Here is a 19,744-nt window from a genome sequence, read left to right as displayed (position 1 = left end):
AAAAGGAAGAAGAACTTTAGGTTAACAACTGAATTTTTAAAAGGAATAAACATCTTATTTATAGAGGAAATAAAGTGTAATACTTTACGAACCATAGTAGTCGTTTAATACGTAATATTTATTTCATCTTGAAAAAACCACCGTCTTTGACGATGGCCATGTTTTAAAGGCTTTGCCATTTTTTAGGTTTGCTCGTTTAAAACTTTTTAAGATGACTAAATATAGAAAATTACCCCACATGTATTGTAAATGTAATCGCCACCTTGCTTTCACACCGAAGTATCGATTTCAGATCATAGAAGGAATGATGAAATCATTAGTTGATCATTATTTGCAAGTAATCAGTAGATGGAAAGATGTATTGATAATCGAGATAAATGTACAAAAGTATTACATCCATCTTGTCTGTTCAATACCTCCTATAGTTTCAATACCAGAATATATGAGGATGAAAGTGAAAATTGCAATCAAACTTTTCAAGACTTACCCAATTTTGAAACAAAAGCCATACTTTGGTAATCATTTTTGGTCAAAATGATATTTTCTAAAATGGTATTCATCAAATTATAATTAAAGGCGGATTTCAAAATCCGTCTTTAATTATAATTCATATAGTTTTTTAAATACTCTCATTTTCAAAAAACGTCAAATAAAGTATGTATTTTACTTTAACTCCACATACATATTGTTATAATCAGGGTGCATCATATTTGAATTCCACGACGGAGAAATTTGAGTATTTTGTTGTATTGTGGGAACTCCTTTTGATCCTGTAGTAATATATTGAATGGTTCTTGCTAACAAAGGCTCTGTAGAATCTCCTAAAACGCCTAAGTTACCAGGGTCTTCATCTATTAAAACTTCAGGAATAAATCCTTCAGGAGCATTTTCACCATTAACATTTTGAATTTCTAATACAATAGGTTGCATAGCCCAAGTATGACTTTTTAGGTTGTTACCATTACGAGTATAGTTATCAGAATCGTATAAAGTAATAGAACCTACATGCTTTCCGTACGTTTGAATACCCACGAGCTTCACAGTAATATAAGGTTTCAAAGCATTGATAACTAATTCTGAAGCAGAGGCAGAATTTTCAGATACTATAAAATATATCGTTTCTAAGTTTAGACTATTAATAGCTTCATTCAATATTACATTTCCTTGTTGGTCTTTATTTAAAATTTGGTCGGTAAAGTTATTGATCAGTAAATCAGTATTTGTTACTTCCATTACTTTATGATTCCAAACTTGTTTTGAAAAAAGTTCCCCATTAAACTGTCCAGTAATCATACTTCCCAGGTAGGTAGCTGTTTGTACTGAACCTCCACCATTATAACGTAAATCGATGATTAAGTCGGTAAGACCTGCTGTTTGAAACTTAGCAAACTCAGCATTTAACTCTCCATCGAAATTTCTTGAGAATTGATTATACATTAAATATCCAATAGTATGGCTACCTTCCACGATTACATTGGTTACTTTTATTGGGTTTTCTGTTACTTGAGATTTGTTAACCGTAATTGTTGTTCCGTTACTAACTGGATTTCCAGCATTATAATCAGCTAAATGAATAGTAAATGTATTGTTGTTTAATAAATTATTGATATTTGCTCTGGTTATGGTTGTTCCATTAATTTCTGTAATAATCATACCACGAGTAACCCCTTGAATATCGGCATCAGAACTCGTAACAACATCGTATACATAAATATAGAAGTTTCCAGAACCATCGGCATAATCAGCACCTTTTAATTTCATACCACTTGTGAGGCGTATTCCAGCAAAAGAATCTTCTAAAGCGATATAATCATCTACAATCCAAGAATAAGTTCGATTAGGATCTTTAGGGTATTCATTAGGCATATACAATAAATTGTAAAACAAATTAGCAGGACTTTCATACCCCGATAAATAACTGTATAACTCATTATCGTTGCTAAAACGTCTGTCAGATAAATCAGGAACCAAGTCTTGCCATAAATAGTAGGCATTTAAACCTTTCCAAACAAAATTTTGAACTTCAATATTTTTTGGAGCATCGTCTTTTTCACTACAAGAAACAATTAGTGTTGAAAATAAGATAATTAGGAATGTTTTTAGTAATTTCATAAGAATATATTAGTTGTAACAACAACGCAATTTAGCGAATAATATTATTTTTTTTAGTATTGATGTAACAAACTTACAACTATGTCGTCGTAGCTATGTAAACCTGTTAGATAAGACGCAATTGTTTTTATAGGCTTACAGAACTAATTAACCAAACCATGAACCAATCGGACTTTTTAAAAGTTGTATTACCATTTAAAGACAAAGTCTTTCGTTTAGCGAAAAGATTGTTGGTTTCTACAGAAGAAGCTGAAGACGCTACACAAGAGTTGTACTTTAAATTATGGAGAAACAGAGAAAAACTCTCTGATTACAAAAATGTAGAGGCATTTGCAATGACCATGACAAAGAATTACTGTTACGATAGATTAAAGTCAAAACAAGCAAGTAATTTAACCTTAGTTCATAGCAATTATAAAGAAAAAGATACTCCTCTTGAAAAGAGAGTAGAACATAACGACAGTGTAAACCGAGTACATCAGCTAATTGAGAAGTTACCAGAACAGCAAAAAATAATCATACAGTTACGAGATATTGAACAATATGATTTTGATGAAATATGTAAAATGGTTGATATGAAACCAACAGCTGTTAGAGTAGCTTTATCAAGAGCTAGAAAAGCAATAAGACAAGAATTAATAAAACAACACAACTATGGAGTTAGCTAACATAGAAAAGTTATTAGATAAATATCTAAACGCAGAAACTACACTGCAAGAAGAGCAAACGTTACAAGAGTACTTCACCTCAAACAACGTGGCACCGCATTTGCAAGAGTATAGTATGCTATTTGGTTATTTTAAACAAAGTAAAGACGAAACCTATACCAAAACCATTCAGTTAAAACCTGAGAAAACTAAGAAGAACTGGAAATGGTTATCAGTAGCAGCGTCAGTAGTCTTGCTATTTAGTGTATTTATAGGTAAACAGTATGATGATTACTTAGAAAAGAAACAATTAGAGGCACAATTTGCACAAGTACAAGAAGCCTTGCAGTTAGTTTCATCTAATCTAAACAAAGGAAACGAGGCATTGTATGCCGTTTCAAACAACCTAAAAAAAGGAAGTGATGCCATCGAATATTTAGGAGCCTATGAAGAAACTGTAAACAAAGTAATAAAAACCGTAAATTAATTAAGAAAGTAAAACCAAGTACTTATAAACCAAGAAAATCATGAAAAAAATAATAACAATATTCGCATTGATATTTGTATCAAACCTAAGTTTTGGACAGTCTATATTTGATAAATTAGAAGATATGGATGAAGTATCATCAGTAATTGTAAACAAAGATGCTTTTGAAATTTTATCAAAATTCAAGGGGCCGTCAGAAGACAATGAAGCGATGGAAGTTTTTAAAATGATTCAAGACTTGCAAGAGTTAAAATTATTTTCAACAGAAAACGCCAATGTATCTGCCCAAATGGAAAAAATGGTAAAATCGGCAGTTAAACAAGGAAATTTAATAGAGTTAATGCGTGTAAAAGACAAAGATTCTCGTGTTAAAATCTATGTAAAATCAACAAAAAACAAAGATTTTGTTAGTGAAGTGTTGATGTTTATTAAAGATAAAGACTCAAAGAATGGAACACCAGAATCTGTAATAGTTTCGTTAACAGGTAATATCGACATCAATAAAATGTCGAAATTAACAGAAACGTTTTCTAAAGACGATAAGTAAGGTAAATAAATCAAGTAAGGCAGTGTTAAGCAATTGGCACTGCTTTCAATCAAAAATTAACAACAATGAAAAAATTATTTATATATTCAATATTACTTGTAGCTTTTGTTACTGTTTCGTGTAAAACAGAATCTTTACAAAGCTATTTGGTAGAAAGTCAAGAAAAAGAAGGATTTATAACTTTTGATTTGCCTGCAAGTGTACTACAGTTAAGTATGGATAAGGCGTCTGAACAAGATAAAGAAGCCTATCAAAGTATTAAAAAAATAAATATTACAGGAGTTCCTTATAAAAATTTAGACGAAGCTAGTTACGAAGCAGAGAAGGAGAAGTTGAAATCAATCTTTAAAAAATCGGACTATAAGCAGTTGATGAAATTTAAGAAAGACGGAGCCAATGCAACAATTTATTATTCAGGCGATGCAGATGCTATTGATGAAATTGTAGCTTTTGGCTACGGGAAAGACATGGGAGTAGGAGTAGCTCGTCTTTTAGGAGAAAATATGAATGTTGGAAAGATTATGGAAATGATGCAAAAAGTAAAAATGGATGCTGGTGGAGTAGATTTAAAGCAGTTCAAAATGATTTTTGATGAAAAGGATCGTTCTTCAGAAGAAACAGAATAAAAATTAGCTTAACAATAAAGAGAAGCCATCAGATTATCTGGTGGCTTTTTCTTTTTAACGGGGCATTAACAAGCCTACCGTTAGAATTTCCTATTTTTGAACTTTAAATAAAAATATATGAAATTTAAAAAACTCATTGTTGTTGCAATTGCATTTTTTACTGTAACATTATTCTCTCAATCAGGAAAAGCATACAGAGCCGAAAAAGATAAAGTTCATAACTTAGTTCATACAAAGTTAAAAGTGGATTTTAACTTTCAACAAAAAGAAATGAACGGAGAAGAATGGGTAACCTTAAGCCCTCATTTTTATGAAACTGATAAGGTTACATTAGATGCTAAAGCAATGCTAATTCAAAAGGTAACACTGAATAATCAACCGCTGGAGTATACGTACAATGACTATGAGTTAATCATCAACTTACCTCGCACGTATAAGCGAAATGAAGAGTTTACCTTATATATTAAATACACAGCAAGACCTGAAAGAGTGAAGCAAAAGGGCAGTGCTGCTATTACAGCTGCAAAAGGATTGTATTTTATCAATCCAACAGGTTTTGATAAAAACAAGCCAACCCAAATTTGGACTCAAGGAGAAACTGAAGCGAGTAGTTGCTGGTTTCCAACAATTGATGCTCCAAACCAAAAGACATCACAAGAAATATATATAACGGTTCCACAAAAGTATGTAACACTTTCTAACGGAAAATTAGAAAAGCAAGCGACTAATGCAGATGGAACTCGTACCGATTATTGGAATTTTACGCAAAAACATGCTCCCTACTTATTTTTTATGGGAGTAGGCGGGTATGAAATTATTAGAGATCAATATAAAGACATTCCTGTAGAATATTATGTAGAAAAAGAATATGCACCGTATGCAAAAGATATTTTTGGAAATACTCCTGAAATGTTAGCGTTCTTTTCAAAGGTTACAGGAATTGAGTATCCGTGGAATAAGTACGCGCAAATTGTTGGACGCGATTATGTAAGTGGCGCCATGGAAAACACTACGGCAGTAATTCATGGAGAAAGAGCTTACCAAACCCCAGGGCAATTAATTGATGAAAACGTACAAGAAAACACGATAGCACACGAAGCTTTTCATCATTGGTTTGGAGATTTGGTAACGGCTGAAAGTTGGAGTAACTTAACAGTAAACGAGAGTTTTGCAAACTACAGCGAGTATTTATGGTTAGCGCATAAATATGGAAAAGATGAAGCAGATGCACACTTGTTTGAAGATATTGAAAGCTATAAAAACGGACAAAACTATGATAAACATTTAGTGCGTTTTTATTACGATGATAAAGAAGATATGTTTGATGCCGTTAGCTATAACAAAGGAGGGGCAATTTTACACATGTTACGTAACTACTTAGGTGACGATGCTTTTTTTACAGGATTAAACACCTATTTAACCGATAATAAATACGGAACAGGAGAGGCACATCAATTACGTTTAGCCTTTGAAAAAGTAAGCGGCAAAGACTTGAATAAGTTTTTTAATCAGTGGTATTTTAATAGCGGACATCCGAAGTTGTCAATTTCGTACGATTATAATAAACTCAGAAAAACAGTTACCGTAAATATCAGACAAACTCAAATGAACGAATTTACATTTCCATTCGCTATTGATGTGTTTGAAGGAGGTAAACGCACACGCCACAAGGTGTTTGTTGAAGGAAGAGATGCCTCATTTACATTTCCTTTTACTAAAAATCCAGATTTAATTCAGGTAAATGCCGACGGAGTGTTGCTGTGTGATATCAACGAAAATAAAGTATTGAGCGATTATATTTATCAACTAAAGTATGCTCAAAACTATGCACATAAAAGAGAAGCTTTGTTAGAAGTAGCTAGACATCAGGATGATAAAAAAGCGTTTAATGCAGTTGCTGATGCTTTGGATGATGAGTTTTATAAAATAAGGATTTTAGCTTTAGAGAATATCAATTTAATCAATAAATACTCTAAAAAGAATGTGATTGACCAAATTATGCGAATTGCTCAGAACGACCCAAAAACCTTAGTACAAGCAGCCGCCATTGAAACTTTAGGAAAATTAACAGACCCAGCATTAAAATCCGTATTTGAAAAAGGTTTGCAAAGTAAATCCTACTCAGTATTAGGAAAGTCGTTGGTAGCAATGTATTATATCGATAAACAATTGGCAATTCAAAAATCGAAAACCTTGCCTTTAGCAGTAAAAAAGATTATTGCAACACCGCTAACACGCATTTATTTAGAAGAAAACGATGATGAAGAGTTAAGTTTTATAGCGAGCAATGTAATGTCTGGAATGTTTTTAAGTCCGAATAAGAAAATTCAGTCATTGTATAAAGAAGCATTCGATAAGATTGCCAAAAGTAATAATACAGAAGCTATTCAAAACCTATCAGATGATATTGTAGCCAAAGGACTCCAATACAAACAATATGGCTTCGATCAGGTAGGAATTAATTTATTACGTCAACTTGCTCAACTGCAAAAAAATACTAAACCATCGAATAAAGAAAAACACCTAAAAATTATTCAAATAGCTATGGCGAAGCTACTCGAATAAATAGTATCAATTTCATAAAGTTTAAATTAAAAAGAATACTTAGTTTTGGCATACTAATTGAATTTTCTTAAGAAACGTAAACTTTATGAGAAAAACTACTTTACTACTTATTTTATTTGTACTTGGGTTTGTGTCTTGTAGTAGCGTAAAAACTACTGAAAAGGCAATCAACTCTGGTAATTATGAAAAGGCAATTTCATTGTCTGTTGAAAATCTAAGAAAGAATAAAACCAAAGAAAAAAATCAACCGTATGTGCTTATGCTTCAAGAAGCATTTAAAAAAGCTACGGATAGAGATTTAGATAGAATTTCTTTTTTAAGGAAAGAACAAAACCCTGAAAACTTTGAAACAATATATACGCTTTATCAAGGTCTTCATAACCGACAAGAACGCATAAAACCATTACTGCCGTTACGAATTTTGTCTTCTGGCAAAAATGCTAAGTTTACATTTACCGATTATTCTGATAAAATTCTTACAGCAAAAGAAAACTATGCTGGTTATTTGTATGAAAATGGGGTAGCCCTATTAAATGAAGGCAATAGAAACAAGATGAATTACAGAAGAGCTTTTGATGAATTCAGGCACTTAGAAAATATCAGTCCTAATTATAAAGATACCAGAAACTTACTAGAAGAAGCGCAAGCTAAGGGAGTTGACTATGTATTTGTATCTGTTAAAAATAGAACAGATCAAATAATTCCGAGAAGATTGGAAAGAGATTTATTGGCAATAGATACTTATGGATTGAATGATTTATGGACGCAATATCACGCTGAAAAAGATGAAAATATTCAATATGATTTCGATTTAGAGTTAAATTTTAGAGATATTTTTATTTCCCCAGAGCAAGTACATGAAAAGGAAGTGATTAAAGAACGACAAATAAAAGATGGTTATAAATACTTGTTAGACGATAAAGGTAACTACGTAAAAGATAGTTTAGGAAACAAAATAAAAGTAGATAAATTTAAGCGAGTACGTTGTACGTTTTATCAGTTTACTCAGTTTAAGAGTAGTAAAGTCACTGGGGTTGTGCAGTATATTGATAACAAAACGAATCAATTATTACAACGATTCCCTATACAAAGTGAGTTTGTTTTTGAACACGTGTATGCCGATTATGATGGAGACAGAAGGGCGTTAGACAAATCGTATATAACGTTGTTAGAACAAACACGAATAAGCTTTCCTTCAAATGAGCAAATGGTGTATGATACAGGTACAGATCTAAAACAGAAGTTGAAACATATTATTACTCGAAATAAGTTTAGAGCTCATTAACTTATACAACGTCTTATATTTTAAAAGGACTTAGCTATCTATTTGCCTATAAAATTTATAAGTAAAAAAAAGCGAGGGTTGTAACCCTCGCTTTTTTTAATTCACATATTTTGTGAGATATTGTCTTTTTAGGTAATTTTTCACACAAAATTTTAATCAATAATATTTTAATCTCTTCTACGTTTTCTACCAAAACCAGCAGCAGGTTTGTTGTCTGTTCTTCTAGAAGAGCTCTTTTCATTACGTATTCTACCAAAACTTTTTTTATTGTCAGTAGGTCTATCACTTCTACGTTTTTTACCATTAAACCCGCCACCACTTTTACGTGAACTTCTTCCACCAGCGCCATTTCGGTCGTTTTTAGTAATTTCAATATTTACAGAGCGACCGTTAAAATCTGGATCATTTACAGCAAACGCGTCAAGAGTTTCTTTTTCGAAGTTTTTGTCAATCTCAAAGAATGAAAACGTATCTAAAATATCAATAGCACCAATTTCGATTTTATCTCCAATATTTTGATCGTTGATTAAACCAATAAGTTTAGCAGGGTTTAAGCGATCTTTCCTTCCTAAATTAATAAAGAAACGAGTCATATTTTCACTAGAAGAACGCCCTCTTGAATTTTCTCTTGAAGATAAATTATTCAAATCAGGAGCATTTTCGTAGTATGATAAGAAAGTATTGAACTCTAATGACACAAACTTTTGAATTAACTCTTCACGACTTAAGTCTTCTAATTTTTGATAAATGCTTGGTAAAAAACCTTCAATTTGCTCGGTATTTACTTCTGTATTATGAACTTTATCAATTAAGTGAAACAATTGATTTTGACATATTTCCTTACCAGAAGGAATAGGGGTATGAACAAATTGTTTTTTTATGATGCGCTCAATAGGGCGTAGTTTTCCTTGCTCTTTTTTACTTACTAAAACAATAGAAATTCCTTTGTTACCAGCCCTACCAGTTCTACCACTACGGTGGTTGTAGTTTTCAATTTGATCGGGTAGTTTATGATTGATTACGTGGGTAAGATTGTTTACATCCAATCCACGAGCGGCAACATCGGTAGCAACTAATATTTGAATATTCTTTTTACGGAATTTTTCCATGACAGAGTCACGCTGTGCTTGTGATAAATCGCCATGTAAAGCATCGGCATTATAACCATCTCTAATCAAGTTGTTCGCTACTTCTTGCGTTTCTCTACGCGTTCTACAGAAAACAATTCCGTATATGTCAGGGTTTAAGTCTGCCACTCTTTTCAATGCAGAGTAGCGAGTTTTTTCATTAACCAAATAGTATTCATGACTTACATTATCAGAACCTTGATTTTTCTGACCTGATGTAAGCTCAACTGGGTTGGTCATGTAATTTTTAGCAATATCTTCTACCTCTCTAGGAAAAGTTGCCGAAAACAATAACGTTTGTTTGGTATTTGGTGTAGCTTCTAAAACTTGGTCTAATTCATCTTTAAACCCCATGTTAAGCATTTCATCGGCTTCATCTAACACCAACCATTGTATATTACCGAGCTTTAAAGCTCTTCTTTTAATTAAGTCTACGGTTCTACCTGGAGTACCTACAACTATTTGAACCCCTTTTTTTAATTTTTTAATTTGCTCATCAATATTAGCACCTCCATAAACAGTTGCTACTCTTAAATTGGGTAGGTATTTTGAAAAATCTTCAATATTCTTACCTATTTGTACCGCTAGTTCACGGGTAGGAGATAAGATGATTGCTTGTGTGTGCGTGCTTGTTTGATCGATAAGTTCAATAATAGGCAAACTAAAGGCAGCAGTTTTACCTGTACCTGTTTGTGCAAATGCTTTTAAATCTTCTGTGGAAGAAATGATTTGAGGAATCGCTTTTTCTTGAATTACTGTTGGCTTTTCGTAACCTAAATCGGTCAAAGCCCTATTGATAGGTTCTTGCAAACCTAAATCTAAAAATGTTGACATACTGTGTTTTTAGAGAACCCACAGATGCCCCTCCGCGAATTCTATATTAATATTTATAAAATCGTTTCCTACGATTTTTTTTGGACGGTGCAAAAGTACGTTAAATAAAATAAATAAAGGGTAACTATTTGTTTTTTTGTAAATTACTGATTTCTGAGTTGATATCTTTGGCCGACAAACTGGTATAGCCGTTTTGAATAATTCCGTTTTTGTCAACCAAAATCATACGAGGAAATTTACTGGTAGTAAAATTACACACATCACTTTCACTAGGTATGGTATATTGGTATTTTACATCTACGTTTTTAGTAAACCTTTTTGAAGAGTCGCATAAATTAACTAGTACAAAGTTAATATCAGGATTTTTCTTTACTAAATAATTAAAACGAGAAGACACCCAATCGTCTGAAGCGTATTGATAGTTCTTTAACAATACAACAGTATTTTTATTTTTAGCGATACTAGAAAAATCTTTTAGCTCGCCATCAGCCGCAATTAGTTTAAAAGAAGGTAGTTTTTCTCCTTTATTTAATATTTTTAAATCATTAATTAAGCGTTGTACATTTTTTTTATGCTCGTTATTTGTATTTAACTTGAAGAAAGTAAAAAATGCTTCACTTTTCATTTCGCTGCTTGGTTCTTCATAAAAGTTGCGAATAACAGCGTTGTATAACATTTTATTTTTAACAGTTTCAAGAGTTATGTTTTCATCAATAGCATGTAATAAGTTTTGCGTAAATTTTGCTGATTTTACTTCTGTGTTTTTTAAGTAAGCATCGTTTTGTATTTTCTTAATAATAAACCTATAATAGGGTCCGTAGAACATTAAAGAATCTTTATTCATTGGAGCATCATTACGGTAATTAAAGTAAGAACTGCTAATTTTTTCAGTAGTTTCTTTCTCTAAACTTTGTATAGCATACTCTTCTAGCTTCGCATATAAAGGAAAATTTAGAGAAATATTTAAAATATCTAGAAAACCTGACGCATCGTTACTACGAGTTTCATAACTTTCTAAAATAGCACTCTTGATAGATTTCATTGAATCTATTTTTGCTAAAAATTCATTTTTAGGTAACGAAAGGTACTTGGAGGTGTTTTTGTAATCTTGTTCGTACTGTAAAAAAGACTCCAATAATAGATTGTTTCGTTCAGCATTAATACCACTAAAAACTAGCGACTCGTCAAAGTCCCAAGTATTTAGCCTAATTAGTAAGCTATCAGAAGGTTGCATATACACATACTGCAATTCGTTACCGTGGTGAAATATGTATAATCCTTCTTTAAAGTTATTATAGCTTCCTAAAAATGTATTGTCTTTATTGAGAGGAATAGTATCGTTAAAGTCATAATTGTCAGACAATACAACGAACTCAGCTTTTGGATTGATGATCTTACCCCCAAAATAGGTAGGTTTATTTTTGTCAGATTCACATCCAATAAATACAGTTAATATGAGAGGTATAAAATACTTAATCATAATTCAAATTGCCCTAAACATCAGAATTCAAAAATAGATAACTCTTTAATATTAGGCTGTTAATTCGTTGTTAAAAACGAATTAAAAGCGACCAAAATTAAGAGGTTAAAAACTTTCGTGCAAATTCTGTTATAGTGTTTAGTTTTCATACTTTTGCACGGAATTAAAAAAAATATACATGTTATCAGTTTCTAATTTATCAGTTCAGTTTGGAAAACGTGTTTTGTTTGATGAAGTAAATACTAAATTTACGCAAGGAAATTGCTACGGAATTATCGGAGCAAATGGAGCAGGAAAATCTACTTTCTTAAAGATATTATCAGGAAAGCTAGAACCTACCTCTGGTCAGGTTCATTTAGAGCCAGGGAAAAGAATGTCTGTATTAACACAAGATCACTATGCTTTTGACGAGTATACTGCCTTAGAAACGGTGTTAATGGGTAATAAAGAGCTACACGAGATTAAATCGCAAATTGATGCATTGTATGCTGATTACACCGATGAAAATGCAGAAAAAATTGGAGAGTTACAAGTACGTTTTGAAGAAATGGACGGTTGGAATGCCGATGCTTCTGCTGCTAGTTTATTATCTAACCTTGGTATTAAAGAGGAAGATCATTACACCTTGCTATCAGAGTTAGATACTAAGAAAAAAGTACGTGTATTATTAGCGCAAGCCCTGTTCGGAAATCCAGATGTGCTGATTATGGATGAGCCTACGAACGACCTAGATTTTGAAACGATTGCTTGGTTAGAGAATTTCTTAGCAAATTACGATAATACCGTTATTGTGGTATCTCACGACCGTCACTTTTTAGATGCAGTTTGTACGCATATTTCTGATATTGATTTCGGAAAAATAAACCATTACTCAGGAAATTATACCTTTTGGTACGAATCTTCGCAATTAGCAGCTAAACAAAGAGCACAACAAAATAAAAAGGCAGAAGATAAAAAGAAAGAACTCGAAGAATTTATTCGTCGTTTTTCTGCAAACGTTGCAAAATCTAAACAAGCCACTTCGCGTAAGAAAATGATTGAGAAATTGAATGTAGATGAAATTAAGCCATCTTCTCGTCGTTATCCTGCGATTATTTTTGAAAGAGATAGAGAAGCTGGAGATCAGATTTTAAATATTGAAGGACTATCGAAAAAAGATGCAGAAGGGGAGTTGTTATTCTCTAATGTTGATATTAACTTAAATAGAGGAGATAAAGTAGCTGTAATTTCAAAGAATTCGAAAGCCACTACAGCATTTTATCAAATTATTACAGGTAATGAAGAAGCAGACTCAGGAAAGTATAGTTGGGGAGTAACCACTACGCAATCGTATTTACCTGCAGATAACTCATCGTTTTTTCAAAATGGCGATTTAAACTTAGTAGATTGGTTACGTCAATATGCTCAAACAGAAGAAGAGCGTGAAGAGGTGTACTTGCGAGGTTTCTTAGGAAAAATGATTTTTTCTGGGGAAGAAGCTTTAAAGAAGAGTAATGTATTGTCTGGAGGAGAAAAGGTGCGTTGTATGCTATCTCGTATGATGATGACAAGAGCGAATATTTTGTTGTTAGATGAACCAACAAACCACTTAGATTTAGAGTCTATTCAAGCGTTAAATAACTCGTTAATTAATTTTAAAGGAACGGTGTTATTCACCACACACGACCACGAGTTTGCACAAACTGTAGCAAACAGAGTTATAGAAATTACACCTAAAGGAATTATTGATAAGTATGCTACATTCGATGAGTATTTAGACGATTCTAGGGTAAAAGAATTAAGAGAGAAGATGTATTCTTAATTTAGTTTTACAATATATTAACAAAAAAGAGAGTTTATTTAATTGACTCTCTTTTTGTTTTTATATACAGGAGGTATACCAAAACGTTGTGTATATATTTTAGAAAAATAGGTAGGGTACAAATAGCCAACTTCTAAAGCTAAGGTTTTTAGAAGTATGGTGGGGTCTTGTTCGGCTAAATAGTGTGCTTTTTGAAGTTTAACTTCAGTAATAAATTGGTTAGGGGTTAATCCAGTTTTAGCTTTTATCTTTCTAATCAAAGAACTTCTAGAAGTGTTGAAATGAGATGCAACATCTTCTTGTGTCATATTCGTATTTGAACACTCTTGGTAAATAAAATCTTTTACATTTTTAATCCATGAAGTATTTTGATGTAATTCTTTTTTATCAATAGTGTTTAACTTAATAAAGGCTGTTCGAGTAGCATTATTTTTAAGAGCATTTTGTATTCGAATGAGCAATTCTTCTTTTTCAAAAGGTTTGTTCATGTAATCGTCTATTCCTAAGCGTAGCACTTGTAATTTACTTTTAGAGTCAGAACGAGCCGTAAGCATTAGAATAGGAATGTTAATTTCTTTTTCTCTAATTTTTTCAATGAAGGCCAAACCATTCATTACAGGCATCATGTAATCGGTAATCACGATATCAGTTTCCTTTTTAGAAAGTATGTCTAAAGCTTCTTTTCCGTTTTCAGCCTCAAAACATGTATATGCATGCAAGACTGTCTAGTCCTGAAATATGGCTACAGGTTAAAAATTGATTTTACCCTGATAACTCACATATCATATTCGGTGTTTTAAAGTTTAAAGATACATGTAATCTTGTTTGGTTGTATAGATTGATAGCACTTTTTGTTGCTTTTCATGGTAACAGTTCGGATTCGACGTTCGTAAATGATAATTTATAACTGTCCTGTTTTTTGGGGATGTCAAAAAAAATGCACGCTATTACTTAACATCTTTTGTTGTAAGCTTTCTAAAAGAACAAAATAAGGGGTTAAAAATTTTGGCTTCGTCTAAATAAAGACCTTACATAGCTTTAAAATAAATTCTATTCTTTGAAATTTGGGGGTTGTGCATCAGCTACCGTTGTTGTATGCAGTGATTTATGTACATACTTCAGTTATTAGATTTCTAATTGTTAAATTATTCAGTTTCTGTGCTAAAGGTTGCGATATATCTTGTCCAACATACAAATGCAATGAGGTGTTATAGATTATTCCTAACAAGAAAAAAATCTCTGGCACATCAATTCCTATGAGTTGAGAATAATTCAATTTCTTTTTTGTTCCATTAATATCTAAAAACTTATCTTTTTCAGCTTGACCCTTGATTAATTTATAGACTTTCATTTCTATAACTTTTCTTAGAGCGAAGCAAACAGCTATTGGGTCGTATTTTTCTTGACCATTTATGTATTTTGTCATTTCCCGATAAATCTTATTTAAGAACTTTTGAGAATTTCCCCAAGATTTATTCAGTCCTAATGTTTCAAAATCGGTAGATATATCTATTTGATTAGGGTGAAAATGAAAGAAATATTTATCAACATTAGCTTTAATTAATGGATTTTCTCTATTGTAGATTAAATTTAAAATTCTCTGACTTGCTTTGGCTTGCTGTTCCTTTAAGTACCTAATTTTTAATTTGTGCTTATTAAAACAAAAATGATTAAAATAATTAGGGTCTAAATGAGTCATAACAATAGGAAAGAAATTCCTATTCTGAGATTGCATTTCCTCAATCATATTTGTTATGAAATATTGAAATGAAACTAAATTGGCATCATCTAAATAATCAAATACTTCATCTATAATTAAAATACAATTTTCTTTTTGAAATGAACTACGGGATTTCATCATTAGAGTAACAAAAGAAAGAATATCTCTTTGTCCATTAGACATTTGATGAGCCTTTGGCCAATTAACCATTAAACCCTTTTTCTTGTCTTCTTTCGGTACTATTCTAAATCTGGTTGTATTAAAGTCACTTATCATTCTTGTAATTTCGTCTTTATACTCTGAATAATAGATGTAATTACAAGCCTTTCTATATTGGGTTTTTCCTGTTTTATGATAAGTTGAAATTATTTGAATGGCAACAAGATTGCATTCAAAATCGGTACTGGCATTCGCGAAGCCAAAAGATTTGACTATATCACGAAGTTTTATGAATTCATCACAATCAAGAATAGATTCTATTGGATTGTCGTTTACTTGCCTTTTTATTGATTCTGATGTTCCAGATAATTGGTTAATTGAAGTTTTATAATCCGATATGTATTTTCCAATTTTTACTTGCCCAAATTTGTCAAGATTAATTTCGTGAGCTATTAACCTTTGAACTTGTGGATTATATAAAATATTCTCTATTCTTTCTAACAATTTGCCATTTGAACCAAAATCTTTCTTTTCAGCTGATATTGAATAATTGAAATGTACTTTGTTTGGTATTCGAGGAACAAAGATTGTCGGTTCAATTTCTAATGAAGACCTTGTAATTGTTCTTCCTCCATAACGCTGAGATGTTGCTTTAGAAACAACTTGACTATTTATTACAAATACATCAAAAACATCATTGATAGTATTTTGTGTGTCGTTCGCTATTAGTGTTTGTTCCGTTCCGTTTTCGGTAATTGTGATTTTTAGTTCAGGTCGATTGCTATCATTATTTTCAAAATATGATTTTTCATCTAACTCAATTTTCTTTGGTTTTAGAGAATCGAATCCAATACCTATTGAACTTTTACCAAATCCATTCGGTGCAACAAAAATGCTGGGTTTGTTAGGAATTAGATTCAAAGGAAATATTTCATTTTGAATTCCTTTTATGTTTGTTAATTCTATTTCCTTAATATTCATCGATTGTTCAGAGGTTTTTGGTCATTGCATACAACGTTTGGTATAAAGTTAGTTGCGTGTTTCAGCAACTAATTGAGTAAATACAAACCAAATAGAAAATCCGCGAGGATTTTCGTAAGCAAGCTTGCACTAGCAATTAATTTTATACGGTGTTGTAGTGCGTTTTTTAATATTTTCCTTTTAACTCAAACCCTTTATCTCCAATTTCATAAATTCCAGTTGTTATTGGATATTGGGTATTTTCATATTCCTCAATTACTATACTTCCAATACGGTTTGTAAAATACTCAAAATCCTTTTTCCCAAACATATAAATGAAATCTCTTACTGGAAAAACACAATAAATTGGCCATCCAATTTCCTTTTTCGTTTTTGCTTTTAAATCAGTAGCTAATAATAACTCTGATTTCATAAAAAAATCAGTATCAAAAAAGCACAATTTGTGCCCTTCAAGATTTTGAATTTCCAGTTCCGTTTTATTTAAAATTCGATTAATATTTGAGTCAGCTTGCTCAAAAATCAAACTTGTGTCAATTCCCCAATTTTCCAATTGGTAGTTTGTTATCCAATGGATTAAGTCCGACTGGTAATAAACAAAGATTTTACTCAAATCGTTGTCGAACTCTTGATTTAAAATATCTGACTTGTCAAATGAGTCATTTGGAACGAGAGATGAGTAAATATAATCTTTCGCTTCTTTCCAATTCGGGATTTCAGGTTCAGGTTCGGTCAGAATTTTTATTACAGTATCAACTGTATGAAAACTCTTGTTAGATTCAAAATCTCGGATTGAGTTTTCTAAATGTATTTTATAATCTAAATCGTCTTTTTCAATGAATAAAAATCCCTCTTCGTCAATTCGATTTATAGACAATCCTGCTTTTTCAATTTCAGTCTTAAATCTCTTAAAAATTATATGCTCTAGTAATTCCAAATTCGTTTTGTTTAAATGCACTACAACGGTTTGGCTATGATTCCGTTGCGGCGAAAAATCGGAGATTTTTCAGAGTAGGAATCAAGCCAAAGTTAATTGATACTAAGTTAGGTTTTTTCACTTTCATAGCAATGGATTATAGCCGTTGTTAGCTACTGGCTTTATTCATTTATTTTTATCTCATATCGCTTTGAATTCACACGCTCAAAGAAATCAGCAACTTTTTCTTTTTGCGTAATGATTATTGTTTCTTTTCCACTGCGAATAATTCTTAATTCTTTTAGGTTTTCAGCCAACTCTTGTCTTTTATATTCAGATTTTGGGTTATAGTTTCCAATCCATCCTAATTTCAAGGCTTGCCCTTTTTTTAATCTACAAGTAACATGCTTTTTGGTCAAATCAATAGTCAATTCCGAACTTTTAATTTCTTTAAGTTTTGATAGCCAATTCGATTCCATCATTTCTGGATTAGAAACAAAACCTCCGAATTTACTTGGTTCAATAAATTGGTATTCAATAGTTACTATTTCGTCACTTGTATTGTAAATAAAGAATTCCGTTTTTATTGAGCAACTTGTTAAGGTTAGAAACAATATCAGTATTAACTTCCTCATTTTTTTTAGCTTGTAGCTAACGGTCTAGGCTATGATTTCGTTGTGGAATCATCCGCAGGATTATTCCGCCGAAATCCAGCCGTTTGATTTATACTTTTACTTTGGTGTGGCACAAAACCACAATGAATTATAGCCATTGTTAGGCACTGGCTTTTATTCCACAATGTCATATCCAACTTCCTTAATCCCAAGAAAATCTTGTTTCGACTTTCTCTCATTCAACAATCCATTTTCTTTAAGTTCAATCAATAACTTTTTCAGCTTTTTAATTCTCGGTTTTTGATTCAATAACCAAGTTTGGTCAGAAACAGGTGCTCCATTTAATTTCATTAGGTTTATTGGCGTAATGACTATTTTTTTGTCCGAATTTTTAAGTTCAAATATCAGTTTTTCCAATAATTCGGTTGTCAATTGTTTTGGGTCTATTCTACTGACATTCGAAAATATTTTCCAATCATGAACGATTTTCGGTTTTTCATTGTCCAATTCGGCTCTTTTGTCAAATTTCAAAAGTCCGTCCAACAAATCTTCATCTTCTATGTAAAATACTTCAGGACAAGGTTCTTTAGGTTTTGCTCCAGCGACAATTAATTGTCCCAATCTAAAGTCAGGATTAGATTTCCAAATCCGTTCGAGTTCATTCAGTATTTTCGGAATTCTATTTTTATCTCTCACTTTTCTTATGGTGCTTTTTTCAGCTTGTGCCTAACGTCTCGTGTAACAAGCGTAGCATCCCGCAGGGTGCTATGATTTGTTACACATTGTTAGGCACTTTTTATTTGTTTATATATATCGTGTAAATGGCTTTCATTTTTTAGATTGTCTCCTTTTTTCTCAATCAAATCAAGATTCCAATCTAGAAATTCATCCCAAGAGTCAGCCAAAACAATCATATCTTCCTCATCTCTTCCGAAGATAATAACTTGCTCCTTTGTCCCATTTTTATCAGGGTCTAAATCAATTCCAATGTAATTCCCGCCATAATCCGATATCAACGGAATCCATTTGATGTGGAAATACTTCTTTTTTATTGCTCCTTCTGGAGTTGATGTTAATGGTAAAGTATTATCAAAATCGTAGAATGTTCTATCAATTTTATGTTCCCCATCACCGTATGCTATAATTTCAAGATTATCCCAATTATAATCCTGAATTTCAAGTTCGTGAAGTTCTTTTGTGAATTGTGAAATTCGCTTTCGTGTTTCGGTGCTCAGTTTTACTATCTCACGTTCTTTATCAGAAGTGTTCTTGTCTGAATAAAAATATGGACCTCCCATTGAACCAGGTCCAGTTTCAAATTCCACCTTGTGCCATTTGGGTTTGATAAATCCTAGTTTTTTCTTTAAAGGAAGTTCATTAACTACAAGTTGTATAATCCGCTTAATTAAGTTATTTGACTTATTGGGGTCAGTTATTTTTGGTTTTTCAGGTTTTACTTGTGTTTTAGCAAAATCAAGACTGTTTTTCATTTCGCTAAGACTAACAAATGAATGTCCAAAAAAAGAGCCGTATCCATTTCCAGATTCTCCATCATATTTTTTGAAGAAGTCTCTAATATCTTTCGGAATAGCTTCTCCTATTAACTTCTCAATTTCATGAACTTGAAGAAAGTTCTCCTGTGTAGCAAGATATTTGGTTTCCTCTTCATTCACTTCAGAGTACCAGCTAAGTATTTTGTTTAGTTTTTCTTCTTTTGTCATTTTTGAAAATTGTGCCTAACGGTCTCGGCTATGAGTAGTTGCGTGGTTTAGCACTTAACTTTGCAAGTACGCACCAAACTGAAAATCCGCGAGGATTTTTAGAAGTATACCTGAACATGCAATTA

The 19,744-nt window shown here is 32.0% G+C and carries 17 protein-coding genes; 8 read left to right on the top strand and 9 right to left on the bottom strand.

The window, feature by feature from the left end; translation table 11 throughout:
* Positions 1-211: 211 nt before the first annotated feature.
* Complete coding sequence (gene tnpA / locus P8625_RS04085; protein ID WP_279652221.1) at positions 212-538, top strand: IS200/IS605 family transposase; 327 nt, start codon at positions 212-214, stop codon at positions 536-538.
* Positions 539-663: 125 nt separating this feature from the next.
* Here tnpA and P8625_RS04080 read toward each other — a convergent pair whose 3' ends face one another.
* The gene (locus P8625_RS04080) at positions 664-2,112 is read right to left on the bottom strand and encodes a S41 family peptidase (protein ID WP_279652220.1); all 1,449 of its coding nucleotides are present in this window, start codon (positions 2,110-2,112) and stop codon (positions 664-666) included.
* 158 nt (positions 2,113-2,270) lie between these two features.
* Between P8625_RS04080 and P8625_RS04075 the strand changes: the two genes are divergently transcribed.
* From P8625_RS04075 to P8625_RS04050, 6 genes are all read left to right on the top strand, one after another.
* Positions 2,271-2,780 carry an RNA polymerase sigma factor gene (locus tag P8625_RS04075; protein WP_279652219.1) on the top strand — a complete coding sequence of 170 codons (510 nt, stop codon included), beginning with the start codon at positions 2,271-2,273 and terminating at the stop codon, positions 2,778-2,780.
* Positions 2,767-3,246 carry a hypothetical protein gene (locus P8625_RS04070; RefSeq protein WP_279652218.1) on the top strand — a complete coding sequence of 160 codons (480 nt, stop codon included), beginning with the start codon at positions 2,767-2,769 and terminating at the stop codon, positions 3,244-3,246. Before P8625_RS04075 ends, P8625_RS04070 begins: the two co-directional genes overlap by 14 nt.
* A gap of 40 nt (positions 3,247-3,286) precedes the next feature.
* Entirely contained in the window at positions 3,287-3,793 is a 507-nt protein-coding gene (locus tag P8625_RS04065; RefSeq protein ID WP_279652217.1) for a DUF4252 domain-containing protein, read from the top strand.
* A gap of 65 nt (positions 3,794-3,858) precedes the next feature.
* Positions 3,859-4,419: a DUF4252 domain-containing protein gene (locus P8625_RS04060; RefSeq protein ID WP_279652216.1), complete on the top strand. Its 561-nt coding sequence runs from the start codon at positions 3,859-3,861 to the stop codon at positions 4,417-4,419.
* Positions 4,420-4,536: 117 nt separating this feature from the next.
* A complete protein-coding gene (locus P8625_RS04055) occupies positions 4,537-6,984 on the top strand; it encodes a M1 family metallopeptidase (protein WP_279652215.1) in 2,448 nt (815 codons plus the stop codon).
* Between the two features lie 85 nt (positions 6,985-7,069).
* On the top strand, positions 7,070-8,269 hold the full coding sequence (locus tag P8625_RS04050) for a hypothetical protein (RefSeq protein WP_279652214.1): 1,200 nt from the start codon (positions 7,070-7,072) through the stop codon (positions 8,267-8,269).
* A gap of 167 nt (positions 8,270-8,436) precedes the next feature.
* Here P8625_RS04050 and P8625_RS04045 read toward each other — a convergent pair whose 3' ends face one another.
* Positions 8,437-10,230 (bottom strand): DEAD/DEAH box helicase, encoded by a 1,794-nt coding sequence (locus tag P8625_RS04045; protein WP_279652213.1) that lies wholly within the window; start codon positions 10,228-10,230, stop codon positions 8,437-8,439.
* 124 nt (positions 10,231-10,354) lie between these two features.
* Positions 10,355-11,710 carry a TlpA family protein disulfide reductase gene (locus P8625_RS04040; RefSeq protein ID WP_279652212.1) on the bottom strand — a complete coding sequence of 452 codons (1,356 nt, stop codon included), beginning with the start codon at positions 11,708-11,710 and terminating at the stop codon, positions 10,355-10,357.
* Positions 11,711-11,888: 178 nt separating this feature from the next.
* On the opposite strand from P8625_RS04040, the gene P8625_RS04035 reads away from it, so the two are divergent.
* Positions 11,889-13,511 carry an ABC-F family ATP-binding cassette domain-containing protein gene (locus P8625_RS04035; protein WP_279652211.1) on the top strand — a complete coding sequence of 541 codons (1,623 nt, stop codon included), beginning with the start codon at positions 11,889-11,891 and terminating at the stop codon, positions 13,509-13,511.
* A 38-nt stretch (positions 13,512-13,549) separates the two neighbouring features.
* Here P8625_RS04035 and P8625_RS04030 read toward each other — a convergent pair whose 3' ends face one another.
* From P8625_RS04030 to P8625_RS04005, 6 genes are all read right to left on the bottom strand, one after another.
* On the bottom strand, positions 13,550-14,230 hold the full coding sequence (locus P8625_RS04030) for a response regulator transcription factor (protein ID WP_279652210.1): 681 nt from the start codon (positions 14,228-14,230) through the stop codon (positions 13,550-13,552).
* 386 nt (positions 14,231-14,616) lie between these two features.
* Positions 14,617-16,371: an ATP-binding cassette domain-containing protein gene (locus P8625_RS04025; RefSeq protein ID WP_279652209.1), complete on the bottom strand. Its 1,755-nt coding sequence runs from the start codon at positions 16,369-16,371 to the stop codon at positions 14,617-14,619.
* A 166-nt stretch (positions 16,372-16,537) separates the two neighbouring features.
* A complete protein-coding gene (locus P8625_RS04020) occupies positions 16,538-17,326 on the bottom strand; it encodes a hypothetical protein (RefSeq protein WP_279652208.1) in 789 nt (262 codons plus the stop codon).
* A gap of 140 nt (positions 17,327-17,466) precedes the next feature.
* Positions 17,467-17,919 carry a hypothetical protein gene (locus P8625_RS04015; RefSeq protein WP_279652207.1) on the bottom strand — a complete coding sequence of 151 codons (453 nt, stop codon included), beginning with the start codon at positions 17,917-17,919 and terminating at the stop codon, positions 17,467-17,469.
* Positions 17,920-18,072: 153 nt separating this feature from the next.
* A complete protein-coding gene (locus P8625_RS04010) occupies positions 18,073-18,594 on the bottom strand; it encodes a hypothetical protein (protein ID WP_279652206.1) in 522 nt (173 codons plus the stop codon).
* 89 nt (positions 18,595-18,683) lie between these two features.
* On the bottom strand, positions 18,684-19,619 hold the full coding sequence (locus tag P8625_RS04005; protein ID WP_279652205.1) for an SMI1/KNR4 family protein: 936 nt from the start codon (positions 19,617-19,619) through the stop codon (positions 18,684-18,686).
* Positions 19,620-19,744: the final 125 nt, after the last annotated feature.

This window comes from Tenacibaculum tangerinum (genome assembly GCF_029853675.1).
Classification (GTDB): domain Bacteria; phylum Bacteroidota; class Bacteroidia; order Flavobacteriales; family Flavobacteriaceae; genus Polaribacter; species Polaribacter tangerinum_A.
This window is presented reverse-complemented; position numbering and strand designations above follow the sequence as displayed.